Origin of the sequence: Vogesella facilis (assembly GCF_042648525.1) — a bacterium.
GTDB lineage: Bacteria > Pseudomonadota > Gammaproteobacteria > Burkholderiales > Chromobacteriaceae > Vogesella > Vogesella facilis.
In genome coordinates this window covers 296,755-308,529 of sequence record NZ_JBHRXN010000030.1, presented here as the reverse complement: position 1 = coordinate 308,529, position 11,775 = coordinate 296,755, and the positions used below count along the sequence as shown (strand labels likewise).

9 protein-coding genes and 1 other RNA gene are annotated in these 11,775 nt (G+C 67.0%); 9 read left to right on the top strand and 1 reads right to left on the bottom strand.

The window, feature by feature from the left end:
- Positions 1 to 269: 269 nt before the first annotated feature.
- Positions 270 to 3,407: a bifunctional diguanylate cyclase/phosphodiesterase gene (locus ACFOLG_RS11235; RefSeq protein ID WP_386091751.1), complete on the bottom strand. Its 3,138-nt coding sequence runs from the start codon at positions 3,405 to 3,407 to the stop codon at positions 270 to 272.
- Positions 3,408 to 3,527: 120 nt separating this feature from the next.
- Between ACFOLG_RS11235 and rnpB the strand changes: the two genes are divergently transcribed.
- From rnpB to tolQ, 9 genes are all read left to right on the top strand, one after another.
- Positions 3,528 to 3,978, top strand: an RNA gene (gene rnpB, locus ACFOLG_RS11230) — RNase P RNA component class A.
- Between the two features lie 156 nt (positions 3,979 to 4,134).
- Positions 4,135 to 5,163 (top strand): tRNA dihydrouridine synthase DusB, encoded by a 1,029-nt coding sequence (gene dusB / locus ACFOLG_RS11225; protein ID WP_386091749.1) that lies wholly within the window; start codon positions 4,135 to 4,137, stop codon positions 5,161 to 5,163.
- Positions 5,164 to 5,187: 24 nt separating this feature from the next.
- On the top strand, positions 5,188 to 5,424 hold the full coding sequence (locus ACFOLG_RS11220) for a helix-turn-helix domain-containing protein (RefSeq protein ID WP_174873430.1): 237 nt from the start codon (positions 5,188 to 5,190) through the stop codon (positions 5,422 to 5,424).
- A 202-nt stretch (positions 5,425 to 5,626) separates the two neighbouring features.
- Complete coding sequence (gene purH, locus ACFOLG_RS11215) at positions 5,627 to 7,204, top strand: bifunctional phosphoribosylaminoimidazolecarboxamide formyltransferase/IMP cyclohydrolase (RefSeq protein ID WP_386091747.1); 1,578 nt, start codon at positions 5,627 to 5,629, stop codon at positions 7,202 to 7,204.
- 156 nt (positions 7,205 to 7,360) lie between these two features.
- Positions 7,361 to 7,981 (top strand): lipid IV(A) palmitoyltransferase PagP, encoded by a 621-nt coding sequence (gene pagP, locus ACFOLG_RS11210; protein WP_386091745.1) that lies wholly within the window; start codon positions 7,361 to 7,363, stop codon positions 7,979 to 7,981.
- 63 nt (positions 7,982 to 8,044) lie between these two features.
- Positions 8,045 to 9,322, top strand: coding sequence for a phosphoribosylamine--glycine ligase (gene purD, locus ACFOLG_RS11205; RefSeq protein WP_386091743.1), 1,278 nt, complete (start codon positions 8,045 to 8,047; stop codon positions 9,320 to 9,322).
- A gap of 143 nt (positions 9,323 to 9,465) precedes the next feature.
- The gene (locus ACFOLG_RS11200) at positions 9,466 to 10,185 is read left to right on the top strand and encodes a substrate-binding periplasmic protein (RefSeq protein ID WP_386091741.1); all 720 of its coding nucleotides are present in this window, start codon (positions 9,466 to 9,468) and stop codon (positions 10,183 to 10,185) included.
- 68 nt (positions 10,186 to 10,253) lie between these two features.
- Complete coding sequence (locus ACFOLG_RS11195) at positions 10,254 to 10,814, top strand: L-threonylcarbamoyladenylate synthase (RefSeq protein ID WP_386091739.1); 561 nt, start codon at positions 10,254 to 10,256, stop codon at positions 10,812 to 10,814.
- Positions 10,815 to 10,829: 15 nt separating this feature from the next.
- On the top strand, positions 10,830 to 11,498 hold the full coding sequence (tolQ, locus tag ACFOLG_RS11190) for a protein TolQ (protein WP_449369288.1): 669 nt from the start codon (positions 10,830 to 10,832) through the stop codon (positions 11,496 to 11,498).
- Positions 11,499 to 11,775 lie beyond the last annotated feature (277 nt).

The following is an 11,775-nucleotide window of genomic DNA, read 5'->3' as shown; positions in this document are numbered from 1 at the left end:
CAAAAACGGCAGCCGCAAGGCGCGGCCGAACTCGCCGCGCGCTAACGTCGCGCGGCTCAGACAAAGCGGCCGCTTAAAACCTTGCGGATACCGTTTTTGCCGGCGCTCCCCGTGGGGCAATTGGGCGCTACACAACGTTGGCCGCATCCCTTGTACGTGTGTATGCGGCCAACGTTGTTGTTCCGTATGTTGTAGGGCGGGTTGAACCACCGGTTCATACCCGCGCAAGCCGCCAACCTTGCGTGGGTATGGCCTGCGGCCAACCCTCCCTACTCGGCGCGTTCCACCTCCGCCGCCACCAGTGCCGCCGCCTCGTCCAGTGGCAGCGGTTTGCCGGTGAGGTAGCCCTGCACCGTGTCGCAGCCCAGGGTGAGCAGGGCGGCGAACTCGGCCTCGGTTTCCACCCCCTCGGCCAGCGCCTCCATGCCCAGGCTCTTGGCCAGGGTGATGATGGCCAGCACGATGGCGGCGTTGTCGTGGCGGCTTTGCAGGTCGGTGACGAAGCAGCGGTCGATCTTCACGGTGTTGGGGGCGAAGTTCTTCAGGTAGGCGAGGCTGGAATAGCCGGTGCCGAAGTCGTCCACCGCCAGGCGCACGCCCAGCTGTTTCAGCTGCTGCAGCGTCTGCTGCACCACGCCGGTTTTTTCCAGCAGCGCGTTCTCGGTGACCTCGATTTCCAGCTGCGCCGCCGGCAGGCCGCTGTGCTGCAGGATGCGGCCAACCTCTTCGGCAAAGCCCGGCTGCGCCAGTTGCCGCGGCGAGGCGTTGACGGCGATGGTCAGCGGCGCGGCGCCGTGGCGCGGCCACTGCGCCGCTACCTGGCAGGCTTCGCGCAGCACCCACAGCCCGATGTCGACGATCAGGCCGCTGTCTTCCGCCACCGGGATGAAGCGGCTGGGCGGCGTGCTGTGGCCGTGCTTATCGGTCCAGCGCAGCAGCGCCTCGAAGCCGGTGAGGCGACGGTCGCTCATGCGTACCTTGGGCTGCAGCGCCAGCTGCAGTTCGCCGCCGCTCAGCGCCTGGCGCAGGCGGCTTTCCAGCAGCAGGCGCTCGTTGGCGGCCTGCGTCATGTGGCGGGTGAAGAAGCGGAAGCCGTTGCGGCCGCCGGCCTTGGCGTCGTACATCGCCATGTCGGCGTTTTTCAGCAGCAGCTCGGCGCTGTGGCCGTCGTCCGGGCTGATGGCGATGCCGATGCTGGCGCTGACCACCAGCTGGTGGCCGTCCAGCGAGAACGGCGCCTGCAGCGCCTCCAGGATGCGCTCGGCCACGCTGGCGGCCTGCGCGCTGTCGGCCAGCTCCGGCAGGATGATGACGAACTCGTCGCCGCCGGTGCGGCCAACGGTGTCCATGTCGCGCAGCTCGCCGCGGGTGCGCTGCGCCACTGCCTTGAGCAGCGCGTCGCCGGTGGCGTGGCCCAGCGAGTCGTTGATGTTCTTGAAGCGGTCGAGGTCCATGAACAGCACCGCCACCTGATGGCCGCCGCGGCCGGCCAGGTGCAGCGATTGCTGCAGGCGGTCGGACAGCAGCAGGCGGTTGGGCAGGTCGGTCAGGTAGTCGTACTCGGCCAGGTGCTGCACCCGCGCCTCGGCGGCCTTGCGCTCGCTGATATCGGCAAACAGCGCCACGTAGTGGGTGAGCTGGCCGTGCTCGTCGCGCAGCGCGCTGATGGTCAGCCATTCCGGGTATACCTCGCCGTTCTTGCGGCGGTTCCAGATTTCGCCGCCCCACTGGCCGCGGCTGCGCAGCTGCTGCCACATGTCGTCGTAGAAGGCGCTGTCGTGGCGGCCGGAGGAGAACATGGCCGGGGTGTGGCCCAGCGCCTCGGCCTCGCTGTAGCCGGTGATGGTGCTGAAGGCGCGGTTCACCGCCACGATGTGGCTGCCGGCGTCGGTGATCAGGATCGCCTCGGTGCTGGCCTCGAACACCTTGGCCGCCAGCCGCAGCTCGTGCTGCTGCGCCAGGCGGGCGCTGATGTCGCGCGCGGTGGCGCAGTGGAAGCGTTCGCCGCCGAAGCTGACGCTGGAATACTGCACCTCCACGCTCAGCGGGCCGTGGCAGCTGTCCAGCAGCAGCTCGTGCGGCGGGCCGTCGCAGGTCAGCACGGTGAACAGCTGCTCCAGCGCCTGCTGGTGCGGCGCGGCGAAGCAGTCGCGGGCGCGCTGGTTCTGGTACACCACCTGGCCGAGGGCATTGCGCAGCACGATGATGTCGGCGGCGCTGTCGCTCATGTGGCGCGTCAGCTGGATGTCGCGGGCGCCGGCTTCCAGCTGGCGCTGTTTTTCCTCCAGCCGCAGGCGGTAGTCGTTGACCAGCCGGTGCATCCAGCGTGAGTAGTACAGCGAGAACAGCAGCGCCAGCAGCAGGGTGCCGGCGAAGATGCTGCTGGTGGCGATGATGCGGCCACGGGTGGTGGCCGCCAGCAGGCTGGCGTCGTCGCGGCTGTCGCTGCCGGCCAGCAGCCCGGTGGGCGCCACCGCCAGCACGCGCCACTGCCACTGCGGCATCACGGTGAGGTAGGCGGTGTAGGCGACGCGGCGCGCGCCTTCCTGCTGCTCGAAGCTGAACACGCTGCCGCTGCGGGCATTGGCGGCCAGTGCCTGCAGCATATTGCTGCCGTCCTGGCGCGGCGGGCTGCCGTCGAAGTTGAGCAGCACCTTGCCCTGCGCGTCGAACACGGCAAAGCCGCTGCGGCCAACCACGTGCTGCCGCGCCAGCAGCGCCAGGCCCTGCTGCTGCAGGTCGGCCTCGACGTTGCGCAGGTATTCGCCGCCGCCGATCAGCCAGCGGTAGGGGGCGAAGTAGCGCACGTAGGCGATTTTTTCCGCCATTACCCGCTCGCCGGGGCGGAACCAGCGGTAGCTGGCAAAGCCGCGCTGCTGCGGGCCGCTGGCCGCCTGCAGCAGCGCGCGCATGATGTAGGTGCCCTGGTCGTCGCGGTTGTCCAGCAGCGAGCTGCCCTCGCGTTCCGGCGCGGTGGGCAGCAGCAGGCAGTCGCCGGCCATGCTGTCGACAAAGAAGTAGCCGCGGCCATCGAAGTAGCGCAGCGGCCGCAGCGATTCGAGGATGTCGCGCTGGATGTGCGCCGCCGGGCGGCTGCCCTTCTGCCGCTGGTACAGTGCGCTGGCCAGGGTGTAGGCGGTGTCCACCTGTTCGCGGATGCGCTGGCGCAGGATCTGGTCGGCCTGGCCGTGCAGGCTTTCCAGTAGCAGGCGGCCGTGCTCGCCCCAGGCGCGCATGAAGGCCTGGCTGCGCAGCTCGGACTGGCGCAGGTTGGCCGCACGGCTGTGCTGGTAATCCTGCCAGTGCTGGTAGAAAAAGAAGCCGGCCAGCAGCACGACGACGGTCGTTACCGCTCCCAGCATGCCGAATAGCTGGAGGCGGGCCAGCTTGTTCTGGGCGCGATGCATGTGTGTATTTCTGGTGTGGCGGGTGGGTGCGGCGATTATAGGAATGGCGCCGGCGCCGGCGGTTGATATTTGTCAGTGCCGGCAGCTTTATGACAGCGCATGCGGTACAATCCGCGCCGGGAAGTCGGCCAGACAGTCGCCGCGTGCTTGCACGGGGAGGAAAGTCCGGGCTCCACAGGGCAGGATGCTGGTTAACGGCCAGGCGTCGTGAGGCGACGGAAAGTGGAACAGAGAGCTGAACCGCCGATGGCCGGATGCGACACCCGCAAGGGTGCCGCATCATTGTTCAGGACAGAATACGCGCTGCTTGCAGCGTACGTTTTGTACTAGCGCTGGTTCGCCAGCACGCTGGACTGCGGCACAGGTAAGGGTGAAAAGGTGCGGTAAGAGCGCACCGCGGCCGTAGCGATACGGACCGGCAGGCTAAACCCCATCCGGAGCAAGACCAAATAGGGGTACATTGGCGTGGCCCGCGCTGTACCCGGGTAGGTTGCTTGAGACTGTCGGTAACGGCAGTACTAGAGGAATGACTGTCCAACGACAGAACCCGGCTTATCGACCGACTTCCCACCCCCCATCCCCGGCGGCCGTTGCTGCCAGCCCCCAGTTGTTAGTGCCTGTTGCTGGCTAGTGTCATAGCCTAAAAAATAGGCAAAAAGCTTTTTACCGTCGCGATAAAAGGCAGTACAATGGCGACCCTTTTCCGCTGCCATCCCTTTCATTTGCCATGCAAATCGGCCCGTACCAGCTCAAGAACCGCCTGATCGTGGCCCCGATGGCGGGCGTCACCGACCGGCCGTTCCGCATGCTGTGCAAGCAGATGGGTGCCGGCATGGCGGTGTCGGAAATGATCACCGCCAACAAGGCGCTGTGGACCACCCCCAAGACGCTGCGCCGCGCCAATCACGAGGGCGAAGTGGAGCCGATCGTGGTGCAGATCGCCGGCGGCGAGCCGCAGATGCTGGCCGATGCCGCGCGGCTGAACGTGGAGCACGGCGCGCAGATCATCGACATCAACATGGGCTGCCCGGCGAAGAAGGTGTGCAACGTGGCGGCCGGCTCGGCGCTGCTGCGCGACCTCGCCAACGTTGGCCGCATCCTGGAGCAGGTGGTGCAGGCGGTGGATGTGCCGGTGACGCTGAAGACCCGCACCGGCTGGAGCAGCGACGTGAAGACCGCGCTGCAGGTGGCGCGCATGGCCGAGGATGCCGGCATCGCCGCCCTCGCGCTGCACGGCCGCACCCGCGAAGACATGTACCGCGGCGCCGCCGAGTACGACACCATTGCCGAAGTGAAGCAGGCGATCCGCATCCCGGTGATGGCCAACGGCGACATCGACAGCCCGCAGAAGGCCAAGTACGTGCTGGATTACACCGGCGCCGACGCCATCATGATCGGCCGCGCCGCGCAGGGCCGGCCGTGGATCTTCCGCGAGATCCAGCATTACCTGGACAGCGGCGAGATTCTGCCGCCACCGCGCATCGCCGACATCGGCGCGGTGATGCAGGCCCACCTGACCGAGTTGTACGACTTCTACGGCGAATACAGCGGCTGCCGCATCGCGCGCAAGCACATCGCCTGGTACACCAAGGGGCTGCGCGGCAGCAACGACTTCCGCCAGGCGATGTACCGGCTGGAAAGCACCGCCGAGCAGCAAGTGGCGGTGGCAGATTACTTCACCTGGCTGGCGGAGCATTCCGAGCGGCTGGAATACCTGGCGGACAGCGTGGCCGAGGCCGACGCGGTGGCCGATTGAGAACCCGGAATAGTCGATAACATCATGCAGAACAATGACGATATTTCCTTGAGCGTGCGCCTGGCGATGGAGCAGTATTTCCGCGACCTGGACGGGGAAACCCCGGCGGCCATCTACGACATGGTGCTGGCCTGCGTGGAGAAGCCGCTGCTGGAGGTGGTGCTGACCCACACCCAGGGCAACCAGACGCGCGCGGCCGAACTGCTGGGCCTCAATCGCAACACGCTGCGCAAGAAAATGAAGGCTTACGACCTGATCTGACAGCAGGGCCACCCGTGCACACGGGTGGCCTTTATTTTGACTAGCGAACTCCCCTGCAGGGCAGGGGCGGGGGCGATGAAGTTATCAATAAGGTTGATCACCAGCACTGGCAGGCGCGCAGGCGCCGGCCGGTAAACAGCAAGATTTGAGTTGGCCGCGGGCTTGCCGGCGGCTGCATTAACTTTGAAGGCGGTAGAACACCATGACCAAGATCGAACGTGCGCTGATCAGCGTTTCTGACAAAACCGGCGTACTGGAATTTGCCCAGGCACTGGCCGGCTTTGGCGTCGAAATCCTCTCCACCGGCGGCACCTCCAAGCTGCTGCGCGATGCCGGCGTGCCGGTGATCGACGTATCGGACTACACCGGTTTCCCGGAAATGCTGGACGGCCGGGTGAAGACCCTGCACCCGAAAGTGCACGGCGGCATCCTCGGTCGTCGCGACCTGCCGGAGCACGTGGCCACCATGCAGGAACACGGCATCGGCAACATCGACCTGGTATGCGTGAACCTGTACCCGTTCGAAGCCACCATCGCCAAGGCCGACTGCACGCTGGAAGACGCCATCGAGAACATCGACATCGGCGGCCCGACCATGGTGCGCTCCGCCGCCAAGAACTGGCAGCACGTGGCCATCGTCACCGATGCCGCCGACTATGAAACGTTGGCCGCAGAAATGGGCGAGAGCGGCGGCAAGCTGTCCAAGCTGACCCGCCTGAACCTGTCGAAGAAGGCGTTCACCCACACCGCCGCCTACGACGGCGCCATCTCCAACTACCTGACCAGCCTGGTCGAAGGCGTGGACAGCGGCGTACCGGAACGCGTGGCGTTCCCGAACCGCCTGAACGCCCAGTTCGTCAAGGTGCAGGACATGCGCTACGGCGAGAACCCGCACCAGGCGGCTGCCTTCTACCGCGACCTGGACCCGGCTGCCGGCACCATCGCCGGCTACCGCCAGCTGCAGGGCAAGGAACTGTCCTACAACAACATCGCCGACGCCGATGCGGCGTGGGAAGCGGTGAAGACCTTCGACGCCCCGGCCTGCGTGATCGTCAAGCACGCCAACCCGTGTGGCGTGGCCATCGCTGCCGACACCCTGAGCGCCTACAAGCTGGCGTTCGCCACCGACACCACCAGCGCCTTCGGCGGCATCATCGCCTTCAACCGTCCGGTGGATGCCGAGACCGTGGAAGCGGTAACCGGCCAGTTCCTAGAAGTGCTGATGGCGCCGGCGTTTACCGATGAAGCCAAAGCCATCATCGCCGCCAAGAAAAACGTGCGCGTGCTGGAGATCCCGCTGGAAGCCGGTGCCAACCGCTTCGAGCTGAAGCGCGTCGGCGGCGGCGTGCTGGTGCAGACCCCGGACATCCGCAACGTCGGCCTGGACGAGCTGCGCGTGGTGACCAAGCGTGCGCCGACCGCACAGGAAATGGCTGACCTGCTGTTCGCCTGGCGCGTGGCCAAGTACGTGAAATCCAACGCGATTGTGTTCTGCAAAAATGGCCAGACCGCCGGTATCGGCGCCGGCCAGATGAGCCGCGTCGATTCCACCCGCATCGCCGCCCGCAAGGCGCAGGATGCCGGCCTGACCCTGCAGGGTGCCGTGGCCTCTTCCGATGCCTTCTTCCCGTTCCGCGACGGTATCGACGTGATCGCCGAGCAGGGCATCAAGGCCATCATCCAGCCGGGCGGCTCGATGCGTGACGACGAGGTGTTCGCCGCCGCCGACGAGCACGGCATCGCCATGGTGCTGACCGGCGTGCGTCACTTCCGCCACTAAGCTGGCGTGACCAAGGTTGGCCGCATGCGGCCAACCTTTGTTAACACACTGTCACCACACGGCATTCCGTCTGGATGCTGCAGTGCAGTAAAATGCCGGCTTTCCGTAGCACTCCCGGTGGCGCCGTGCGCCGCGCCGGGGCAGAAAGGTTTGGCAGTGAAGGCAGTAAACCGTGTAGTAGCCCTGGCAGTACTGGCGTTGAGCGCCAGCATGCCGGCCGTCGCCAGCGACGCCCCCGAGCAGCAGGCGGCGCAGGATGACGCCAGCACTGGCCTGCTGGCGCGCAGCCGCCAGCTCAGCGATCAGGCGCTGGCGAACATGGCCGCCACCTGGCAGTCGTCGCAGTACGAGCTGTATGTGCCGCTGCACACCTGGCACAACCGCGCCATGTACAGCGCCGACAAGATTGACGGTTACAACGAAAACCCGTGGGGCCTGGGCGTGGGCAAGTACCACTACGACGCCGACGGCGACTGGCATGCCTGGTACGCGATGGCGTTCCTCGACTCGCACCACGATGTCGAGCCGATCGCCGGCTACGGCTACCAGAAGATGTGGCGGCCGGGCGGCGACTGGCGGCTGGGCGCCGGCTTCACCGCCGGGCTGACCATGCGCAGCGACTACCACTACGTGCCGCTGCCGGTGGTGCTGCCGACGGTATCGGCCGAGTATGGCCGCTTCTCGCTGCAGGCCACCTATATCCCGGGCGCAGCCGGGGCCGGCAACGTATTGTTTACCTGGGCGCGCTGGCAGTTTGCCGACAAGCCCGGACGATGAGTTAGCACAACGCGGCGGCAGCCCGGGGCAGACCCGCTGCCGCCATGATGGAGAGCACACAGCATGAAAATCCTGGTAATCGGTTCCGGCGGTCGCGAGCACGCACTGGCCTGGCGCATTGCACAGTCCCGCCGCGTGTCCAAGGTCTTCGTGGCGCCGGGCAATGCCGGCACCGAGCTGGACCCGCACCTGACCAATGTACCGATCAGCGATATCGAGCAGCTGGTGGAGTTCGCCCGCGCCGAGAAGGTGGAGCTGACCGTGGTCGGCCCCGAGGCGCCGCTGGCCGCCGGCGTGGTGGATGCGTTCCGCGCCGCCGGGCTGAAGATCTTCGGCCCGACGCAATTCTGCGCGCAGCTGGAAAGCTCCAAGGATTTCGCCAAGGCCTTCATGCAGCGCCACGGCATTCCCACCGCCGGCTACGAAACCTTCAGCGATGCCGCCGCGGCGCATGACTACGTTGGCCGCAAGGGCGCGCCGATCGTGATCAAGGCCGACGGCCTGGCCGCCGGCAAGGGCGTGGTGGTGGCGCTGACGCTGGACGAAGCGCATGCCGCCATCGACGACATGCTGGTGGGCAACAAGATGGGCGACGCCGGCGCCCGCGTGGTGATCGAGGACTTCCTGCAGGGCGAGGAAGCCAGCTTCATCGTGATGGTGGACGGCGAGCATGTGCTGGCGATGGCCACCAGCCAGGACCACAAGCGCCTGCTCGACGGCGACCTGGGTCCCAACACCGGCGGCATGGGCGCCTACAGCCCGGCACCGGTGGTCACCCCGGAAATCCACGCCCGCGTGATGCGCGAGATCATCCTGCCCACCGTGCGCGGCATGAAGGCCGACGGCCACGCCTACACCGGCTTCCTGTACGCCGGGCTGATGATCGACGCCGACGGCAACCCGTTCACCATCGAGTTCAACTGCCGCTTCGGCGACCCGGAAACCCAGCCGATCATGGCGCGGCTGAAGTCCGACTTCACCGTGCTGCTGGAAGCCGGCGTCAACGGCAAGCTGGACACGGTGGAAGCCGACTGGGACCGCCGCGTGGCACTGGGCGTGGTGCTGGCCGCCGACGGCTACCCGGAGGCGCCGCGCAAGGGCGACCTGATCAGCAACATCCCGGCCAACAGCGACGACACCATGACCTTCCACGCCGGCGCCAGCTTCGATGCCGGCGGCCAGCTGCTCACCAGCGGCGGCCGCGTGCTGTGCGTGGTGGGGCTGGGTGACAGCGTGAAGATGGCGCAGCAGAAAGCCTACGCCGTGGCCGACCAGATCCAGTTCGCCGGCAAGCAGCTGCGCCGCGATATCGGCAACCGCGCCATCGGCCGCCAGAAGTAAGCCTCGCCTTCGCGATCGCAACGGCGCCCACGGGCGCCGTTTTGCATGCCGCCGCCGTCATCCCGGCGCCGGCTGACGACACGGCGGCGGGCGGCGCATTTGCTGTCTAGACTGGAAGCGTGTTGCCAGCGGGGGGGATGGTCATGCGTAGCCTGGCAGTTGGCCTGATATTGCTTGCCGCCGGCAGCCGGGCGGCCGGTCCGCCCGCGCTTACGCTGCTGACCGAAGACTACCCGCCGTTCAATATGCTGCAGGCCGGCGGCCGCATCGGCGGCTCCGCCACCGACATCGTGCGCGAGTTGATGCTGCGCAGCGGCGTGCGCTACAGCATCGAGCTGCTGCCGTGGCTGCGCGCCTACAACCGCGCGGTGCTGGAGCCGCACACCTGCGTGTATTCCACCACCCGCACCGACCAGCGCGAGAGCCAGTTCAAGTGGATCGGCCCGGTGGCGGAAAACCCGTGGGTGCTGTATGCGCGCAGCGACAGCCCGCGCGAGTTGCACAATCTGGAAGACGTGCGCCGCTACCGGCTGGGCGGCTATGCCGGCGACGCGGTGGCGCAGTACCTGATCGCCCGCAACTTCGACGTCGACCTGGCCAACACCGATGTGCAGAACGTGCGCAAGCTGCAGGCCGGGCGCATCGACTACTGGGCCACCGGCAAGTACATCGGCGCACAGCTGGTGGCGCGCGAGAAGGCGGCCAACCTCCGGCCCATCCTCACCTTCAACACCACCTTCATGTACCTGGCCTGCCATGCCGGCAGCAGCGACCAGCTGGTGGCGCAGCTCAACGACACGCTGCGCAAGATGCAGAAAGACGGCACAGTCGCTAAAATCAACGCCCGTTATCTGCACGACTGAACGGGAACCCGGCGCGCCGCGCGACGGTCTGTCCCGTTGTTCCGATTGCTACCGCTGTGAGAAAACCGTTGCCGCAACTTCCCCGCGCCGCTGCGCTGCACACCGCCCGCGCCCGCTTCCGCCACGGCGGGGTGCTGGCGTATGCCACCGAATCCTGCTTTGGCCTCGGCTGCGACCCGTTCAATGTCCACGCCATCCGCCGCATCCTGGCGATCAAGGCGCGCCCCAATCACAAGGGCCTGATCGTGATTGCGGCCAACCTGGCGCAGCTGCGGCCGCTGATCCGGCCGCTGACGCCGGCGCAGCTGGCCATCGTCAACCAGTACTGGCCGGGGCCGTACACCTTCTTGCTGCCGGCGTCGCGGCGGGTGCCGCACCTGCTGCGCGGCCGCCACGACAAGATCGCGGTGCGCATCACCGCGCACGGCCCGGCCGCCGCCTTGTGCCAGGCGCTGGGCTCGCCGCTGGTGTCCACCTCGGCCAACCGCGCCGGGCAAAAATCACTGCGCAGCGCGCGGGCCTGCCGCACCGCCTTCGGCGCGCGCGTGCACACCCTGTCCGGCCGCATCGGCAAGCGCCGCAAACCATCCACCATCATCGATCTGGACAGCGGCCGCGTGCTGCGCTGATCGCAAGGAGCCAATGTGCAGGAAATTTCCCTCTTCAGCCTGATCGTACATGCCAGCCTGCCGGTGCAGCTGGTGATGGCCGGGCTGGTGCTGTTGTCGCTGCTGTCGTGGGGCATCATCTTCAACAAGCTGGCGGTGCTGAGCCGCGCGCGCCGCGCCACCCAGGATTTCGAGCAGAAGTTCTGGAGCGGCGTCGACCTCTCCAGCCTGTACGAGACTTCGCGCGTCAACAGCGACGCCGGCGGCAGCGAGAAGCTGTTCCAGGCCGGCTTTGCCGAGTTCCTCAAGCTGCGGCGCCAGGCCGGGGTGGAGTCGTCCGAGCAGCTGGACGGCGCCCGCCGCGCGATGCGTGCCGCCGCGCAGCGCGAGCTGGATGCGCTGGACCATCACAATGCCTTCCTCGCCACCGTCGGCTCGGTCAGCCCGTATATCGGCCTGTTCGGCACGGTGTGGGGCATCATGCATGCCTTCATCGGCCTGGGTAACGCCGGCCAGGCCACGCTGGCCACCGTGGCGCCGGGCATCGCCGAGGCGCTGATCGCCACCGCCATCGGCCTGTTCGCGGCGATTCCGGCGGTGGTGGCCTACAACCGCTTCGCCGCCGATGTCGACCGCCTGGCCGGGCGCTTCGATGCCTTCATGGAGGAGTTCTCCAACATCCTGCAGCGACTGGCGGCGCGTTAAGCCTGCTGCATGCTGGATGCGAAGCCGTTCACCGTCAGGGTGGACGGCTTTTTTCATGTGGCGGTATCGATGCGTAGGGTGGAAGCCCCAGAGGGGCGTTCCGCCGCATGCGGCCAACGTTGGGCATCGTCGGCGGAGTGCCCGGTGCGACCGGGTTTCCGCCACGTAGGTTGCGGTTGAGCGAAGCGAAGCCCAACGTTTACCGCGGCGCCTTGTTGGTGTTGTCGGGGGTGGAATCCGCTGCGCGGATGTTGATTGAAGTCGCCGGTTCCGCCCT

Excerpts from the sequence above, each read along its gene's own strand:
- purH (WP_386091747.1), top strand. The coding sequence starts at position 5,627 with ATGACCAAGATCGAACGTGCGCTGATCAGCGTTTCTGACAAAACCGGC.
- purD (WP_386091743.1), top strand. The coding sequence starts at position 8,045 with ATGAAAATCCTGGTAATCGGTTCCGGCGGTCGCGAGCACGCACTGGCC.
- dusB (WP_386091749.1), top strand. The coding sequence starts at position 4,135 with ATGCAAATCGGCCCGTACCAGCTCAAGAACCGCCTGATCGTGGCCCCG.
- ACFOLG_RS11235 (WP_386091751.1), bottom strand. The coding sequence starts at position 3,407 with ATGCATCGCGCCCAGAACAAGCTGGCCCGCCTCCAGCTATTCGGCATG.
- ACFOLG_RS11220 (WP_174873430.1), top strand. The coding sequence starts at position 5,188 with ATGCAGAACAATGACGATATTTCCTTGAGCGTGCGCCTGGCGATGGAG.
- ACFOLG_RS11200 (WP_386091741.1), top strand. The coding sequence starts at position 9,466 with ATGCGTAGCCTGGCAGTTGGCCTGATATTGCTTGCCGCCGGCAGCCGG.